Below are 16,878 nucleotides of genomic sequence, written 5' to 3'. Positions count from 1 at the left end.
ATGCCGCGCGCTTCCTCTTCGATCACGGTCGTCCTGGGCGTGGTCGCAGCGGCGCTCGGTGCCGGATTTGGCACCGCATGGGCCGCTCCATCCCCCACTCCCGCCGGCGCAGCCGGCGCCGCGGCGGTCGTCGAAGGCAAGAAGGTCTGCGCGATCACCGACTCGAAGCTCGTCGAGCTTTCGGGACTGGTCGCCACCAAGTCGGGCTACGTCGTCATCAACGACAGCACCGAGTTCGAGAGCCGCGAGCGCGTCTTCTTCCTCGACAAGAAGTGCAAGGTCGACGACTCGGTCGGCTACCCCGGCGGCGGCCCGCGCGACACCGAAGACCTGGCGCTCTCACCCGACGGCAAGACCCTCTGGGTCGCCGACACCGGCAACAACATCACCAGCGAAGACCAGCGCGAGAGCATCGTGCTGTGGAGCCTCCCGGCCGACGGCAGCAAGCAGCCGACGCTGCACCGCTTCGTCTACCCGGACGACAAGCCGCGCGACGCGGAAGCGCTGGTGATGACCGGCACCGGCGCCGGCACCCCGCTGGTGATCACCAAGTCGGCCGGCCCGGCGGAGCTGTTCGCACCCGCCTCGGCGATCAAGAGCAGCAACTCCACCGGCGTACCGATGAAGAAGGTCGGCGACCTCACCCTCCCCAAGACGGAGACGCCCAACCTCCTCAACGCGGCGGGGCGCCTCACGGTCACGGGCGCGGCGCGCTCGGCCGACGGCACGAAGGTCGTCATCCGCACGTACGCCGACGCGTTCGAATGGGACGTCGCCGACGGTGGCGACGTGGTGGCCGCCGTGACCGGCGGCACCGCGCCGCGGATCACCGGCCTGACGGACCCGTTCGGCGAGGCGATCTCGTACACCACCGATGGCAAGCAGTTCGTCACCGTCTCCGACGGCGGCCAGCTCGGTGACGACCCGGACATCGACATCCTCAGCTACGTGCCGGCCGCCGCGGTCGCACCCACGGAGGGCGCGAAGACCGACGGCGAGGCCGGCGGAGGCGGCGGGTCCTTCTTCGACAGCCTGTCGCTGCAGGACATCACGAAGCTGATCGCCGGCATCGGTGTGATCGGCCTGATCCTGGTCGGCGCCGGCGTCGCCGGCATCATCGTGGCCCGCAAGAGGAAGGCCGCGGGCGGCGGTGCCGAGCCGGCGAGCGCGGGCAACGCGCGGGTCGGCCGCCAGGTCGCGCCGGACCAGGCGACGTGGGACAAGGACGGCAACAGCGGCAACGTGTACGGCGGCGGCCAGTCCGGCGGTGTGTATGGCGGCCAGCCGGCCCCCGCACCGGCACAGGCCGGTGGCGTCTACGGCGGTGGTCAGCCCGCGGCCCCGGCTGGCGGCGGCGGTGTCTATGGCGGCGGCCAGCGCGGCGGTGCCGGTGGTGGCGGCGGCGTCTACGGCGGTGGCGGCCAGCGTGGTGGTGGCGGCCAGCGCGGTGGCGGTGGCGTTTACGGCGGAGCGCCCGGTGGCGGCCAGGGCGATGGTTACGGGCCGCCGCAGCAGGGCGGCTCACGTGGTGCCGGCTATGGCCGGCCGCGCAGCGCGCCGGACGACTACGGCTACGGGCCGCAGGACCAGCGTGGCCAGGACGGCTACGACGGCAACGGCTACGTCGGCTCCGGTTACCGGGGCTGAGCCTCTCGTTCTGCCTGCGGCGCACATGCCCGCCGTTGGAGCTGTTTCGCGCTGGCCCGCCGGTCTGGACCGGCGGGCCTCGCTGGTTCGTCAGATGCGGCGCAGGACCGCCACGACGCGGCCCATGATGGTGGCCTCGTCGCCGTTGATCGGGTCGAACGCCGGGTTGCGCGGCAGCAGCCACACATGACCCTCGCGGCGCTGGAAGGTCTTGACGGTCGCCTCACCGTCGAGCATCGCCGCCACGATCTCGCCGTTGTTGGCGGTCGGCTGCTGCCGGACGACCACCCAGTCGCCGTCGCAGATCGCGGCTTCGAGCATCGAGTCGCCCTTGACGTGGAGCATGAAGACCTCGCCCTCACCGACGAGCTCGCGGGGGAGGGGGAAGACGTCCTCCACGGCCTGCTCGGCGAGGATCGGGCCACCGGCGGCGATCTGACCCAGCATCGGCACGTACGCCGGGGCGGGCCGCTGTGTCCGCGCGGCCTCGTCGTCGAGGTCGGCCGGCGGTCGCACGTCGACGGCGCGGGGGCGGTTGGGGTCGCGGCGTAGGAAGCCCTTCCGCTCGAGCTCCTTGAGCTGGTAGGCGACGCTCGACGGCGAGACCAGCCCGACCGCCTCGCCGATCTCCCTGACGCTCGGTGGGTAGCCGTATCGCTCCACCCAGTCCCTGATGAACTCGAGGATTCGTCGCTGCCGAGCGGTGAGCTCGGAGGTGGTCGCATCGGGGAAGCTGCTGACCACGGGCGCGACGGCTCTGACCTCAGACGTCGCCGCGCGAGCCCGCGCGGCGCCTCGCTTGCGCGCGCTTGGGGACGCGGCCTCGGACGCGATCTTCTGCGGTTGGTGCTGCCGGCTCGCCCGGTCGTCGGTCGACACGTCCGTCCTCCCTGGTCGGCTGTGATGCCCTAATTCGCGGTTGGGGTGACCATGACCGTATCGGTGGGTTGAGACAGTTTCAAACATCTGTACGAGATCCGTGTCCGGCGTGTCGCGCCTTCTGGGCTCGACATCCGAACGCCTGTTCTGATACACCATCGTACGTCCGTACTATCGAACTGGCGTTCGATCTTGGGGGTCGGGATGAGCGTGGTCGGCATTTCGGGCGGTGTGGAAGGCGGGATCCCGCGGCCTCCCGCGAGCAGACCGAAGCCACGCCTGCGTCTGACGCGGCGTGGCCGGCTGGTCCTGGTCGTTCTTTTCCTCGCCGTGGTCGGTGGGCTGGCCGCGATCCTGTCGCCGGCGTCCCGCGCCTCCGATCATGCGGAACCACTGCCGGTCGCGGTCGTCCAGCCCGGCGACACACTGTGGTCGGTGGTCGCCCGACACCGCCCGAGCAACGCCCCGTTCAAGGTGATCGACGAGATCCGTCGCCTGAACGACCTGGACGACTTCACGGTCCACGCGGGCCAGAAACTCGTCCTACCGCCGGACTGACCGCGACCTCGTGGGTCGGGGGACCCCACGACGCCGCTGGCGCGGACCGATGCACCCGCAGCCCGGGCGACCCAATCGGCAAACGTGTCGGCGCGGTCGATCCGGCAGCGCTCGACAAGGTCACGCGGCTATGTCGTTCGGACCATGTGCGCAGACTGGACATCGGGATGCGGTCTTGCGGTGCCCTGGGCTGCGTCGCCCGCCTTGATGCGTGGGCTTGCGGTGCTTGGGCTGCGGCTGGGCGCCTGTGCGGGTTCGTGTGGCGGCCCTGCGGGCCTTGCTGCCGTGCGGCTCTGCGGGACCGTGCAGCCCTGCGGCCTTGCTTGCCGTGCGGCCCTGAAGGGCCTTGCAGCTGCGGCGCTCGAGGCTCGGCCTAGGCGGCTACATGGCTTCGGCTGTCTCGCTGTTTCGGCGCCATGTCCTGTCGGGGAGGCGGCGCTAGTTGCCGCGAGGGCTGAGTGGAGTTGTTCTGGGTGGTCGTTTCGCTGGATTGGGGGTCCGCGTCGCTTGATCGGGTGCTTCGGCCCGATGTTTGCGTCCGCCCGCGGAAGGGGCTCATGATGGGCGGCTTGCGGGCCTCCCGAGGGGTGCTCGCTCGGGTCGGAAACGTCCGCTTCCGGCAGCCGCCGGACCCTCTCGCGGCGAGTCACAGGAGCCACTCCAACCACGTTGAGACAGAAACGTGGCAGGAGCGACACGCCCGCCCAACTTGACCCCGGGACGTGGGCGGCCTACGGTCGAACCCCTAGATGTAGTAGTTACAGCTCTGTAAGTTGTCCACAGGTAGGGGTAGACTCAACCGAGTTACCCACACCTTTCCCACAAGTTGTGCACAGCGGCACCCGCCGGAGGTGGTTTGCCGTTGTCCACAGGCGTGCGCGGAATCGGCTGCGGGAGCGGCGTGTCCGCACCACCAAAAAAGTGTCAGAGGGTCGCACTAGCGTGACCCGCGAGATCAGTTCAGGAGAGGAGGGTCGGCGATGCGCTGTCCTTACTGCCGACACCCCGACTCGCGGGTCGTCGACTCGCGCGAGGCCGACGACGGCCAGCTGATCCGGCGGCGACGCTCGTGCACCGAGTGCAGCAAGCGGTTCACCACCGTTGAGGAGGCGGTCCTCGCGGTGGTCAAGCGCAGCGGTGTGACCGAGCCGTTCAGCCGCACCAAGATCGTCACTGGCGTGCGCAAGGCCTGCCAGGGGCGGCCGGTCGATGACGACTCCATCGCGCTGCTGGCTCAGAAGGTCGAAGAGACCGTTCGGGCCAAGGGGGCCGCCGAGGTCCCCAGCCACGATGTGGGGCTCGCCATCCTCGGCCCGCTGCGCGACCTCGACGAGGTGGCCTACCTGCGCTTCGCGAGCGTCTACCGCTCGTTCGAGTCGCTGAGCGACTTCGAGCGCGAGATCGAGACGCTCCGCGCGGCCGCCGCCGCGCGACTAGAGGGCACCGCCATCGCGGCTGTCAACGCGGAAACGCGTACCAAGTAAAGCTTTTGTTTGTGTTCGTAAACGAGGGGGCGGGTGACATGGCGGGCGACGTTGCCGCTGGCAAGAGTCGAGCACGGGCCGTGGGGGCGACCGGGCTCAAGGTCGAGCGGGTGTGGACGACCGAGGGTGTCCACCCTTACGACGAGGTGGCGTGGGAGCGCCGCGACGTGGTGATGACCAACTGGCGTGACGGCTCGATCAACTTCGAGCAGCGTGGCGTCGAGTTCCCGGAGTCGTGGAGCGTCAACGCGGCCAACATCGTCACCACGAAATACTTCCGCGGCGCGGTGGGCACCGCGGAGCGTGAGTGGTCGCTCAAGCAGCTCATCGACCGCGTCGTGAAGACCTACCGCAAGGCGGGCGAAGACAACGGCTACTTCGGCAACGCGGCCGACGCCGAGCTCTTCGAGCACGAGCTGACCTACATGCTTCTGCACCAGGTGTTCAGCTTCAACTCGCCGGTGTGGTTCAACGTCGGCACGCCGTCGCCGCAGCAGGTCAGCGCCTGTTTCATCCTGGCCGTCGACGACTCGATGGACTCGATCCTCGACTGGTACAAGGAAGAGGGTCTGATCTTCAAGGGTGGCTCCGGCTCCGGGGTCAACCTGTCGCGCATCCGCTCGTCCAAGGAGCTGCTCTCCTCCGGCGGCACCGCGTCCGGGCCGGTCAGCTTCATGCGCGGCGCCGACGCGTCGGCAGGCACGATCAAGTCCGGTGGCGCCACCCGCCGTGCCGCCAAGATGGTCATCCTCGACGTCGACCACCCCGACATCGAAGAGTTCGTGCAGACCAAGGCCCGTGAGGAAAACAAGATCCGGGCGCTCCGCGACGCCGGCTTCGACATGGACCTCGGCGGCTCCGACATCGTCAGCGTGCAATACCAGAACGCCAACAACTCGGTGCGGGTCACCGACGAGTTCATGCGCGCTGTCGAGGAGAACGGCTCGTTCGACCTGCGCGGGCGGCTCGACGGCTCGGTGATCGAGTCGGTCGACGCCGGCAAGCTGTTCCGCACGATCGCGCAGGCCGCGTGGGAGTGCGCCGACCCCGGTCTGCAGTACGACGACACGATCAACGACTGGCACACCTCCCCCGAGACCGGTCGGATCACCGCGTCCAACCCCTGCTCCGAATACCTGCACCTCGACAACTCGTCCTGCAACCTGGCGTCCCTCAACCTGATGAAGTTCCTCCGTGCCGACGGTGGCTTCGAGGTCGAGCGGTTCGTCAAGTCGGTCGAGTTCGTCATCACGGCGATGGACATCTCGATCTGCTTCGCCGACTTCCCGACCGAGAAGATCGGTGAGACCACCCGCGCCTACCGCCAGCTCGGCATCGGCTACGCCAACCTCGGCGCGCTGCTGATGGCGTCCGGCCTGCCCTACGACTCCGAGGGCGGCCGTTCGCTGGCCGGGGCGATCACCTCGCTGATGACGGGCACCGCCTACCGCCGCTCGGCCGAGATGGCCGGCGTGGTCGGCGCCTTCGACGGCTACGCCCGCAACGCGGAGCCGCACAAGCGGGTCATGCGCAAGCACGCCGCCGCCAGCGACGACATCAAGCCGTCCGGTTCGGTCGCGACCGCGATCGCCCGCGAGGCGTCGAAGCAGTGGCAGCAGGGCATCAAGATCGGCGAGAAGTCGGGCTGGCGCAACGCGCAGGCCTCGGTGCTCGCCCCGACCGGCACGATCGGCCTGATGATGGACTGCGACACCACCGGTGTCGAGCCCGACCTGGCGCTGGTCAAGTTCAAGAAGCTGGTCGGCGGCGGCTCGATGCAGATCGTCAACCAGACCGTGCCGCGCGCGCTGCGCAGCCTCGGCTACCCCGAGGAGCAGGTCGAGGCGATCGTCGAGCACATCGCCGACCACGGCCACGTCGTCGACGCGCCGGGCCTCAAGCCCGAGCACTACGCGGTGTTCGACTGCGCGATGGGCGAGCGCTCGATCGCGCCGATGGGCCACGTGCGGATGATGGCGGCCGTGCAGCCGTTCATCTCGGGCGCGATCTCCAAGACGGTCAACATGCCGGAGTCGGCGACCGTCGAAGACGTCGAGAAGATCTACTTCGAGGGCTGGAAGCTCGGCCTCAAGGCGCTCGCGATCTACCGCGACAACTGCAAGGTCGGCCAGCCGCTGTCGGCGGCCAAGCCGGCCAAGGCTGCGGCCGAGGTGCCCGCGGTGGTGGAGAAGACGGTCGAGAAGGTCGTCGAATACCGTCCGGTCCGCAAGCGCCTGCCGAAGAAGCGCCCGTCGGAGACGGTGTCGTTCTCGGTCGGCGGCGCCGAGGGCTACCTCACCGCGTCGTCCTACCCCGACGACGGCCTGGGCGAGGTCTTCCTCAAGATGTCGAAGCAGGGCTCGACCCTGGCCGGCGTCATGGACGCGTTCTCGGTGGCGATCTCGATCGGCCTGCAGTACGGGGTGCCGCTGGAGACCTTCGTCGCCAAGTTCACCAACATGCGGTTCGAGCCGGCGGGCATGACCGACGACCCGGACGTCCGCATGGCGGCGTCGGTGATGGACTACATCTTCCGCCGGTTGGCGCTCGACTTCCTGCCCTACGAGCGCCGTGCCGAGCTCGGCATCTTCACCGCCAAGGAGCGCGCGGCCCAGATCCGCGCCGAGGCGGAGGCCGAGGCCGCGATCGACCTGACCCAGATGGCGTCGTCCGCTCCGATCGAGGCCAAGCCGACCGTGGCCGACGCCGAGGACAAGGCAACGGAAGAGAAGACCGAGGCGGAGCCGACGGCCAAGGCCGACGACATCCCGGTCCAGATCGCGGCCCCGTCGCCGCGGGTCGGCTCCTCGACCGAACTGCTCGAGGCCGTGATCGGGAGGTCCGCCGACGCGCCGCTCTGCTTCACCTGCGGCACGAAGATGCGCCCAGCGGGCAGCTGCTACGTCTGCGAAGGGTGCGGCTCGACCTCTGGCTGCAGCTGATCACGAAAGACGGCCGCGACTGATCGCTTTGTAAACGATCGAGTCTGAGCAGCAGCGACCGCCCGGTCCTCGCGGGACCGGGCGGTCGCTGCTGCTCCGGCCCCGACGGCGAAAGCCGCCGACTACCGGTTTCACCACCGTCAGGGCGGGTCGGTTCCGAGACCGAACTGCTCGAAGGGCCCGGCGGGCCGGCGGTGATGCTGACCTTCGCTGACGGGTCCTTGATCGGCAACGGCCGCGACCGATCGCACGGCGGGCAATCTGAACAGCGACCACGCACACCGCAGCCGGTCGCGGTCAGCCGGACCGCGTCGCTACTGCTTCGGGTTGTCGGTGTGGGGCCGCTTGCCCAGCTGATGCCAGTCCGTCTCCGCCATGTCGATGTCGAAGTGCTTCGCGGCCTTCTTCAGGTTCGCGAACGCCTGGTCGCGTTCCTTGTCACTGACGCCCTTGACCTGGTCGAAGCGCGCGATCGCGTTTCGGACGTGGTCGGCGTCCGTGAGCGGCTCCTTGCGCGACTCGGGAAAGGCGAACGCCGAATCTGGGAGGCTGCGCTTCTCGCCACTCGACAGGGTGCCGCTCTCGTCCTCGTTCACAGGCTTCCAGGTGGTCTCCATACGACCACCGTTACCCAGCCAACCTGCGGCTATGCGGCGCAGGCGGTCCAGTCGACCAGGACCCGATCCGGACGTTGGGGGTCGATTCGGGCGGCGAACGCCAGGCCGTCCTGAGCGCGGGCAAGGAAGGGCTCGGCGATCGGTCCCAGGTACATGGCCGGGTACGGCGGCCCGCCGTCCACCCGCCGGACCGACATCAGCACCTCGAGCACCGGCTCCCGGTCGACGAACGCGCCGGTCTCTCGCAGGTCGAACGGCTGGGCCTGGCCCGGTACGCCGCTGCTCGCGAGGTCGGTCAGGTCGTCGCGCTGGAGCTCGGTGGTGGTCATGCCGGTGGCGCCCTCTCGTCGTGCGGATGATGCCTCTTGGGATATAACCGGCGAAGGTCATTCAGGCAGCGGACGACAGGTCCGATAGGTCCGATAGGGTACGGGTGGTGGCGTGGCGACAGCAGACAGTGAACGCGGACTGCGTGAACCGCACCCCAGCCGGATGCCTGCCGATCCCGCGTACCAGGCCGAGATCCTCAAGGTCCACGACGGCGCGCTCGCTGCCGGTTCGGCGGGATATCTCGACCCGCGGACGGGGTTGTTCGTCCTTTCGGCCGGGTTCCTCGCGGCGCGCGGCACGTGTTGCGGTCGTGGCTGCCGGCACTGTCCATATGTGAAATAGGGTTCGCGCCATGACTCGGTATGTCGTCATCGGGGCTGGCATCGTCGGCCTGGCCACCGCGCATCGGCTCACGCTGGATCACCCGGATGCGTCGGTCACGGTGATCGACAAGGAGCCGCGGGTCGCCGCGCACCAGACCGGCCACAACTCGGGCGTGATCCACGCGGGGGTCTACTACAAGCCCGGCAGTCTCAAGGCGCGGCTGTGCTCGGCCGGGCGGGCATCCATGGTCGACTTCTGCGCCACCCACGGCATCCCGCACGAGGTCTGCGGCAAGCTCATCGTGGCGGCCGACGAGTCCGAGGTGCCCCGCCTGCACGCGCTGCACGAGCGCGCGGTCGCCAACGGCCTGCCGGCGCGGTTGGTCAGCGCGGCCGAGGCCAAGGAGTTCGAGCCGGAGCTGCGCTGCGTCGAGGCGTTGCGGGTCGAGTCGACCGGCATCGTCGACTTCACCGCCGTCTGCACCACGCTCGCCGACCTGGCCGAGAAGGCGGGGGCCACGCTGCGGCTGGGCACCGCGGTGACCGGCATCGAGGCGCGCGGCAGCGAGCAGATCGTCCGCACGACGGCCGGCGAGGTGGTCGCCGACGTCCTGATCAACTGCGCGGGGCTGCACGCGGACCGGGTGGCACGCCTCGCGGGCGTCGAGCCGCCGGCGCGGATCGTGCCCTTTAGGGGTGAATATTATGAATTGACGCCAGAGCGGCGCGGTCTGGTCCGCGGGCTGATCTACCCGGTGCCGGACCCGCAGTTCCCGTTCCTGGGCGTCCACCTGACTCGCATGATCGACAGCACCGTCCACGCCGGACCCAACGCTGTGCTCGCGCTGGCCCGCGAGGGCTACCGCTGGAGCAAGATCAACCCGAGGGACATCGCGGACTTCATGGCGTACGCAGGACTGTGGCGCCTGGCTCGCCGGCATTTCCGGTACGGGCTGACCGAGGTGCGCCGCTCGCTGAGCCGCCGCCTGTTCGCCGAAAGCCTGGCCCGCCTCGTGCCCGCGGTCACAGCGGCCGACCTGGTGCCGGCCGGCGCCGGCGTACGGGCCCAGGCGATCGCCCGCGACGGCGCCCTGGTCGACGATTTCCTGATCGTCGCTCGCGACCGCCAGGTGCACGTGCTCAACGCACCGTCACCCGCGGCGACCAGCTCGCTGGAGATCGCGAAGCACATCGTGGCCCAACTCCCGGCCTGACCGACGGACAACCCGGACTTCCGCGCGCCCCGACGAAGCCGTATCTTTTCGGGCGGCGCACTCCTGTGCTGATCCGAGCGTCGATCGAGGAGTTGTTGTGGTCCTGCCGCGTAGCCGCCACAGCGACCGACCGTCCAGGGTGGATGGCCGCCGGGCGTACCGGCTGCTCTGCGTGGGCGCGGCCCTGATTCTCACCGGCGGCATCGCGGCCTGCGACGAAGAGCCGGCCCCGGTGCAAACCCTCCCGCCGGCCCGCGCGGACTTCCCGGCCGCGACCGCCGGCGGCGCCTGCGTGTACTTCGACTACGAGGCCATCGAGAAGGCCATCGGCGTGCGGTTCGGCATCTCGGCCGCGAGCCGCAGCGGGCAGACCAACACCTGCGTGGTCCAGCCGGAGGAGGGCGAACTGCCCGACCTCGCCCTGACGATCACCAAAACCACCGCCGACGCCGCCGTCTTCAAGGAGGACGTGGTCCCCGACAAAGGCGCGACGGCGGTGAAGGGTCTGGGGTTGGCGGCCTACCAGGCACCGTTCGCGGCGACGGAGAAGGCCGGCCCGGGGCTCGAGCTCTGCTGGCTCACGAAGGACAAACGCCTCATGTCGCTGCGCTTCACCGACCTCCTGGACGCCCCAGCGCCGGCGAAGGAACTGGCCACGCAAATGGTCGCGCTCGCCAAACACGTCGAATCGGTAAAGCCACCCAAGAAGTCCTGATCGACGCGGTACGCCATTCGGCGGCCGCCGATCGCGGTCGAACACGAGGGATTCGGGCTCCAGCCGTCCCGCGAAGAAGAGGCCGCCTCAGCCGAGTCTGGCGCGGTCGAGACGCGCGGTCTCCAGCTCAGCGAGCCCTTCCCGCCGAGATCCCGATAGATCGTTCGGTGCTGGACCAATCGCTCCGCGATGGCGAAATTCACCGCTTGGAGTGACGAGGCAACACGAAGGACTGGCGGCAACGCACCGCGGAGGCCCATATCTGAAGGCCAACCGAAAATAGGCCGCCGTGCGACGCGTCGGCCGAGGATGGAAGCCGGCCTTCGGAAGGCCTGACCCGCGGCGGAGGCCGGTGTTGGAAGGACCTGACGGGCGGGGAAGCCGGTGTTCGAGGCCCTGACTGGCATCGAGAGCCGGCGCGCGGAAGGGTCAACCAGCGGCGGAGGCCGGAAACTCAGCAGGGTCGCCCCGGGGAGAAGCCGGCGTCCGGGAGGGTTAGCCGAAGACTAAGCAGCGGCCTTAGCCTGGTCCGATCACCCGGCGAGGATTGTCCGGGGATCGCCAGCCGCGTAGGCAGGCGTCCTGGAGGGCCGGCCGACGGAGCTAGGCGCCGTCGCAGGGCCAATGGACGAAGAACAGCGGTGTCCGGAGAAGGCCGACCAACGACGAAGGCCGACCAACGACGACGGCCGACCCCCGAAGGAGCCGGCCTTTCGAAGATCCAGAGGTCAGTGAGCCGCGACGAACACCCGGGAGGCGACCTCGCGCGGCAGGCGAACCCGATCGCCCGACCGGTCGATCATGACGCCGTCGCGCTCCTGAGCCACAGTCACCGTCGCGCCGGGGTCGACCCCAGCCGCGTGGAGCTGACGGAGGACATCGGCGTCGGTCTGGACGCTCTCGCAGATTCGGCGGACGATCACCTGGCCCGTCAGGCCCGGGAACGCCAGGTTGCGCTCCTTGTTGTCGAAGCCGTCGGCCTCCGCCGGCAGGTCGCCCAGGGCGTCCAGGCCCGGGATCGGGTTGCCGTAGGGCGAGCGGGTCGGGCGGTTGAGCAGGTCGTAGACCTTCTGCTCGACCGCGTCGCTCATCACGTGCTCCCAGCGGCACGCTTCCTCGTGGGCCTCTTCGTAGGGCATGCCGATCACGTTGACCAGCAGCAGCTCGGCCAGCCGGTGCTTGCGCATCACGGAGACCGCCTGCTCGCGGCCCAGACCCGTCAGGTGCAGGTGGCGGTCGCCCTCGACGGTGAGTAGTCCGTCACGCTCCATGCGGGCCACGGTCTGGCTCACGGTCGGGCCGCTCTGGTGCAGCCGCTCGGCGATGCGGGCGCGCAGCGGCGGCACACCTTCCTCTTCCAATTCGAGGATGGTGCGCAAATACATCTCGGTCGTGTCGACAAGGTGATTCACGGCAGAAGGCCCTCCTAGCTGTCGATATTACCTCGCCACACCGACAACCCGGCGCCGCGAAAGGCGTCGGGCGGGTGTTCACTGGAGCGCGTGGTTTCCGCCGATGATCTCACGATCGACCCTGATGAGTTGCGCTCCGGCCTCGAAGGCCCCGCCGGCATAACCGTGCTCGATGCCCGCTGGCGGCTCGCCGGCCGGCCGGGCCGTGAGGACTACGTCGAGGGTCACATTCCGGGCGCCGTCTTCATCGACCTCGACACCGAACTGGCCGGCGCACCCGGCCCCAACGGCCGCCATCCGCTGCCGGACCCCGCAACGCTCCAGAGCCGGCTGAGGGCCAAGGGCGTCACAACCGACAAACCAGTCGTCGTGTACGACGCCGGCGACGGACAGGCCGCCGCCCGGGCCTGGTGGATCCTCCGCTGGGCCGGCCACCGCGACACCAGAGTCCTCGACGGCGGCTTCGCGGCCTGGACCAAGCTGGGCTATCCGGTGACCACGCGGGAGCCAACCATCGAAGAGGGCGACATAGAGGTCAAACCCGGCAGCCTGCCGAGCCTGACGGCCGACGAGGCCAACGAGACAGCACAGAAAGGCACCCTGGTCGACGCTCGCGTCGCACCGAGGTTCAGGGGTGAGGTCGAGCCGATCGACCCCGTCGCCGGCCACATCCCAGGCGCTGTCAACCGCCCGACCACCGAGAACGCCGACAGCGACGGCCGGCTGAGAACGGCGGAGGAGATCAGGGCCGGCTTCGCCAGGCTGGGCGTCCGCGACGACGCACCCGTTGGCGCGTACTGCGGCTCCGGCGTCACCGCCGCGCACACCGTGCTGGCCCTGCACCGCGCCGGGCGTACCGACGCCGCTCTTTATGTCGGATCTTGGAGCGATTGGGTGACCGACCCCACCAGGCCCGTGGCGACCGGCGACTAGCCTGACCGCATGGCACGATGACGCCATGCCGGACGGCGCCGTAGTGGTGTGGGACGAAGACCTGCTCGGGTACGACCTGGGTGATCATCCGTTGAACCCGGTCAGGGTCGAACTGACCATGGCACTGGCCCGTGAGCTGGGCGTTCTCGACCGAGCCGGTGTGAAAGTGGTCAAGCCCACCCCGGCCGACGACGACGCGCTGGCCCGGGTGCACCGTGCCGACTACATCGACGCCGTGAAGGTCGCCCCCCACGACCCGTTCTTCCGGGGGTACGGCTTCGGCACCCCGGACAACCCGGTCTTCGACCACATGCACGAGGCTTCCGCCCTGGTCGCCGGCGCCACGGTCACAGCCGCGGAGGCGGTCTGGCGGGGTGAGGCACGACACGCCGTCAACGTCGCCGGCGGGCTGCACCACGCGATGCCGGGTCGGGCCTCGGGTTTCTGCGTCTACAACGACCCGGCCGTCGCCATCGCCCGGCTGCTCGACCTGGGCGCCGAGCGGATCGCGTACGTCGACATCGACGTCCACCACGGCGACGGCGTCCAGGCGATCTTCTGGGACGACCCGCGGGTGCTCACGATCTCGCTGCACGAGTCGCCGCTGGCGCTGTTCCCCGGCACCGGCTTCCCGGACGAGATCGGTGGCCCCGGCGCCGAGGGGAGTGCGGTCAACGTCGCACTGCCACCGGGTACGGGCGACCGCGGCTGGCTGCGCGCCTTCCACGCCGTGGTGCCGGGCGTGCTGCGCGCGTTCCGTCCGCAACTCCTGTTCAGCCAGTGCGGCGCCGACAGCCACCGGCTGGACCCGCTCGCCGACCTGCGCCTGACCGTCGACGGCCAGCGGGCCGCACACCTCGCGATGCGCGACCTGGCCGAGGAGCTGTGCGAGGGCCGCTGGGTGGCCACGGGCGGCGGCGGCTACGCCCTGGTCGAGGTGGTCCCGCGCACCTGGACCCACCTGCTCGCGACCGCCACGGGAGACCCGCTGGACCCGTTGCTGCCGACCCCGGCCGGCTGGCGCGCCCTGGCGGCGACCCGGCTGCCCGGCCGGGAGATCCCGCTGCGCCTCACCGACGACGGCGACACCGACTTCGAGCCCTGGCAGCCGGCCAGCGAGGACGCGGTCGACCGGGCGGTGACCCAGACCCGCATGGCGGTCTTCCCGCTGCTCGGCCTCGACCCGCTCGACCCGCGCGACTGAAGTTCACGAGCCGAACCGGCCCAGCCCATAGGGTGGGAAACGGGAGACCGAGTCAACCGGAGCCGACGTGACCGACAGAGCGGCGGACGTCCTGCTGAGTGACGGCACCACCGTCCATGTGCGACAGATCGAGCCGACCGATGCGCCGGCGATCGTCGAGACCCATGCGCGTTTCTCCGAGCGGACCCGGTATCTGCGCTACTTCTCGCCGTACCCCCGGATACCCGAACGTGATCTGCATCGGTTCGTCACCGTCGATCATCGCGACCGGGAGGCCTTCGTCGTCGAGGTCGGCGGTCGGATCGTCGCGATCGGGCGGTACGACCGGCTCGGCCCCGACGCCGGTGACGCCGAGGTCGCGTTCGTGGTCGAGGACGCGTACCAGGGCAGGGGCATCGGCCCGCTGTTGATGGAGTATCTGGCCGCGGCGGCACGGGAGACCGGCATCACCCGGTTCGTCGCGGAGGTGCTGCCCGCCAACGCGACCATGCTGCGCGTCTTCAGCGATTTCGGGTACGAGGTCGAGCGCAGGTACGCCGACGGTGTCGTGCACCTCGCGTTCCCGATCGCGCCGACCGAGAGCTCGCTCGAGGTGCAGTGGCGGCGGGAGCACCGCACCGAGGCGCGGTCGATCGCCCGGCTGCTCGCGCCGCGCGGCGTCGCGGTCTACGGTGCCAGCTCCAGCGGCCACGGCGTCGGCGCGGCCGTGCTCGGGCACCTGCGCGACGGCGGGTTCGCCGGGCCGGTGGTGCCGGTGCACCCGAGCGCGCCTCGGGTCGGTGGCCTCGCGGCGGTCAGCCGGGCGTCGGACGCCGGGGTGCCGCTCGACCTGGGCATCGTCACGGTGCCGCCGGAGAAGATCGACGAGGTCGTCGACGACGCGGCCCGGGCGGGGCTGCACGCGCTGGTCGTCGTCAGCGCGGGGTTCGCCGAGGCGGATCAGGCCGGCGCCGCGGCGCAGGCGGAGCTGATCCGCCGGGCACACGCGGGCGGCATGCGGGTGGTCGGGCCGAACTGCCTGGGCATCGCCAACACCGACCCGGCCGTGCGGCTCAACGCCACGCTCGCCCCGCGGCTCCCGGCGCCGGGCCGGATCGGCTTCTTCAGCCAGTCCGGTGCGCTCGGGGTCGCGCTGCTCGCGGAGGCGGACCGGCGCGGGCTGGGCCTGTCGACCTTCGTCTCGGCGGGCAACCGGGCCGACGTCTCGGGCAACGACCTGCTCCAGTACTGGCGGGACGACCCCGGCACCGACGTGATCCTGCTGTACCTGGAGTCCTTCGGAAACCCGCGCAAGTTCGCCCGGCTGGCCCGCGGCATCGGCCGGAACAAGCCGATCGTCGCGGTCGCGTCGCCGGTACGCCCGCCGGGCAGCACCGAACGCGGCCTCGACCCGGCGTCGGTCCGCGCGCTGTTCGCCCGCAGCGGCGTGATCCGCGTCGACACGGTCGGCGAACTCTTCGACGTCGGCGCGCTGCTGGCGACCCAGCCACTGCCCGGCGGCCCCCGGGTCGGCATCGTCGGCAACTCGCCCGCGCTGACCACCCTGGCCGAGGCCGCCTGTGTGGCCAACGGACTGGTGGTCGCCGACGGCTACCCGCGTGACGTAGGGCCGGTGGCCGGCGCGCACGAGTTCGGCGACCGGCTCGCCGAGGCCTCCGCCGACCAGGGCGTCGACGCGCTGGCCGTGGTGCTCGCTCCGCCGCTGCCGGGCCAGCTCCAGGCTGACGACGCCGACTTCGCCGCGACGATCGCGGGTGTCGCGCTGACCGGGGACAAGCCGGTGGTGGTGACCTCCCTTGTGGACCGGGTGCCGCTTGGGATTCCCGCGTACCCGTCGGTCGAGGAGGCGGCCCGCGCGCTCGGCCGGGTCGCCCACTACGCCGAGTGGCGCCGGCAGCCCCCGGGCACGGTGCCGCCGCTGTCCGGAGTGGACACCGACGCGGCGGCGGCCGCGGTGGGCCACGACGATCGGGAAGGGCTGCTCGCCGCGTACGGCATCCCGCTCGTGCCCGACGCCCTGGTCGACTCGGCACCGGAGGCGGTGGCCGCGGCGCGCCGGCTCGGCCTGCCGACCGCGCTCAAGGCCGCGGGCATGTCGCTGCGCCACCGCATCGACCTCGGAGCGGTCCGCCTGGACCTGCGCGACGAGGAGGCGGTCCGGGTGGCGTACCGCGAGCTCGCCGAGTCGTTCGGCCCGCAGGTGCTGGTGCAGCCGATGGTCCCGGCCGGGGTGGCGTGCGTCGTCGAGATGATGGAGGACCCGGCTTTCGGGCCGGTGGTCGGCTTCGGCCTGGCCGGCGTGGCCACCGAGCTGCTCGGCGACCGGGCCTGGCGCCCGGCCCCGCTCAGCGACCGGGCCGCCGCGGCGCTGGTCGACGAGCCGCGGGCCGCCCCGCTGCTGAAGGGCTACCGGGGCGCCGCGCCGGTCGACCGCGACGCCTTGGTCGACCTGCTGCTGCGGGTCGGCCGGCTGGCGGACGAACAGCCGAGGGTGCGGTCGCTGTCACTGCACCCGGTGCTCGCCCGCCCCGACGGACTCTCGGTCCTCCACGCCACGATGACCTTCGGCGACTCGGGCACCCGCCCCGACACCGGACCCCGCCACATCTGACGGAGGCCC

Annotated in this window: 14 protein-coding genes; 10 read left to right on the top strand and 4 right to left on the bottom strand. The window is 70.5% G+C overall.

The annotated features are described in order from the left end of the window. Positions 1–1,647: a hypothetical protein gene (locus AB0J88_RS19240; RefSeq protein WP_364342471.1), complete on the top strand. Its 1,647-nt coding sequence runs from the start codon at positions 1–3 to the stop codon at positions 1,645–1,647. A gap of 90 nt (positions 1,648–1,737) precedes the next feature. Here AB0J88_RS19240 and lexA read toward each other — a convergent pair whose 3' ends face one another. After that, positions 1,738–2,526: a transcriptional repressor LexA gene (gene lexA, locus AB0J88_RS19235; protein WP_364342474.1), complete on the bottom strand. Its 789-nt coding sequence runs from the start codon at positions 2,524–2,526 to the stop codon at positions 1,738–1,740. A 204-nt stretch (positions 2,527–2,730) separates the two neighbouring features. Here lexA and AB0J88_RS19230 point away from each other — a divergent pair, with 204 nt between their 5' ends. The 3 genes from AB0J88_RS19230 to AB0J88_RS19220 all read left to right on the top strand — a co-directional run bounded on the left by AB0J88_RS19230 (position 2,731) and on the right by AB0J88_RS19220 (position 7,510). Then, positions 2,731–3,084, top strand: a complete 354-nt coding sequence (locus tag AB0J88_RS19230; RefSeq protein WP_364342477.1) for a LysM peptidoglycan-binding domain-containing protein — start codon at positions 2,731–2,733, stop codon at positions 3,082–3,084. A gap of 980 nt (positions 3,085–4,064) precedes the next feature. Continuing rightward, positions 4,065–4,568, top strand: a complete 504-nt coding sequence (gene nrdR, locus AB0J88_RS19225) for a transcriptional regulator NrdR (RefSeq protein ID WP_364342480.1) — start codon at positions 4,065–4,067, stop codon at positions 4,566–4,568. A gap of 38 nt (positions 4,569–4,606) precedes the next feature. Beyond that, positions 4,607–7,510 (top strand): vitamin B12-dependent ribonucleotide reductase, encoded by a 2,904-nt coding sequence (locus AB0J88_RS19220; RefSeq protein ID WP_364342483.1) that lies wholly within the window; start codon positions 4,607–4,609, stop codon positions 7,508–7,510. A gap of 314 nt (positions 7,511–7,824) precedes the next feature. On the opposite strand, the gene AB0J88_RS19215 is transcribed toward AB0J88_RS19220, so the two are convergent. Continuing rightward, on the bottom strand, positions 7,825–8,127 hold the full coding sequence (locus tag AB0J88_RS19215; RefSeq protein WP_364342486.1) for a DUF6582 domain-containing protein: 303 nt from the start codon (positions 8,125–8,127) through the stop codon (positions 7,825–7,827). 29 nt (positions 8,128–8,156) lie between these two features. After that, entirely contained in the window at positions 8,157–8,456 is a 300-nt protein-coding gene (locus AB0J88_RS19210) for a hypothetical protein (RefSeq protein ID WP_364342489.1), read from the bottom strand. Positions 8,457–8,619: 163 nt separating this feature from the next. Here AB0J88_RS19210 and AB0J88_RS19205 point away from each other — a divergent pair, with 163 nt between their 5' ends. From AB0J88_RS19205 to AB0J88_RS19195, 3 genes are all read left to right on the top strand, one after another. Beyond that, positions 8,620–8,799, top strand: coding sequence for a DUF5522 domain-containing protein (locus AB0J88_RS19205; RefSeq protein WP_364344516.1), 180 nt, complete (start codon positions 8,620–8,622; stop codon positions 8,797–8,799). Positions 8,800–8,809: 10 nt separating this feature from the next. Next, positions 8,810–9,994 (top strand): L-2-hydroxyglutarate oxidase, encoded by a 1,185-nt coding sequence (gene lhgO / locus AB0J88_RS19200; protein ID WP_364342491.1) that lies wholly within the window; start codon positions 8,810–8,812, stop codon positions 9,992–9,994. A 172-nt stretch (positions 9,995–10,166) separates the two neighbouring features. After that, complete coding sequence (locus tag AB0J88_RS19195) at positions 10,167–10,709, top strand: hypothetical protein (RefSeq protein WP_364342494.1); 543 nt, start codon at positions 10,167–10,169, stop codon at positions 10,707–10,709. A 728-nt stretch (positions 10,710–11,437) separates the two neighbouring features. On the opposite strand, the gene AB0J88_RS19190 is transcribed toward AB0J88_RS19195, so the two are convergent. Continuing rightward, positions 11,438–12,121 carry a metal-dependent transcriptional regulator gene (locus AB0J88_RS19190; protein WP_364342497.1) on the bottom strand — a complete coding sequence of 228 codons (684 nt, stop codon included), beginning with the start codon at positions 12,119–12,121 and terminating at the stop codon, positions 11,438–11,440. A gap of 90 nt (positions 12,122–12,211) precedes the next feature. On the opposite strand from AB0J88_RS19190, the gene AB0J88_RS19185 reads away from it, so the two are divergent. The 3 genes from AB0J88_RS19185 to AB0J88_RS19175 all read left to right on the top strand — a co-directional run bounded on the left by AB0J88_RS19185 (position 12,212) and on the right by AB0J88_RS19175 (position 16,869). Further along, on the top strand, positions 12,212–13,054 hold the full coding sequence (locus AB0J88_RS19185) for a sulfurtransferase (RefSeq protein WP_364342500.1): 843 nt from the start codon (positions 12,212–12,214) through the stop codon (positions 13,052–13,054). 25 nt (positions 13,055–13,079) lie between these two features. Further along, entirely contained in the window at positions 13,080–14,258 is a 1,179-nt protein-coding gene (locus AB0J88_RS19180) for an acetoin utilization protein AcuC (RefSeq protein ID WP_364342503.1), read from the top strand. Between the two features lie 67 nt (positions 14,259–14,325). Next, positions 14,326–16,869: a GNAT family N-acetyltransferase gene (locus tag AB0J88_RS19175; protein ID WP_364342506.1), complete on the top strand. Its 2,544-nt coding sequence runs from the start codon at positions 14,326–14,328 to the stop codon at positions 16,867–16,869. Positions 16,870–16,878 lie beyond the last annotated feature (9 nt).

Source organism: Asanoa sp. NPDC049475 (genome assembly GCF_040676915.1).
Taxonomy (GTDB): Bacteria; Actinomycetota; Actinomycetes; order Mycobacteriales; family Micromonosporaceae; genus Asanoa.
Note: the sequence above shows the minus strand (reverse complement) of the source record. Positions and strands in the feature narration are given on the sequence as shown.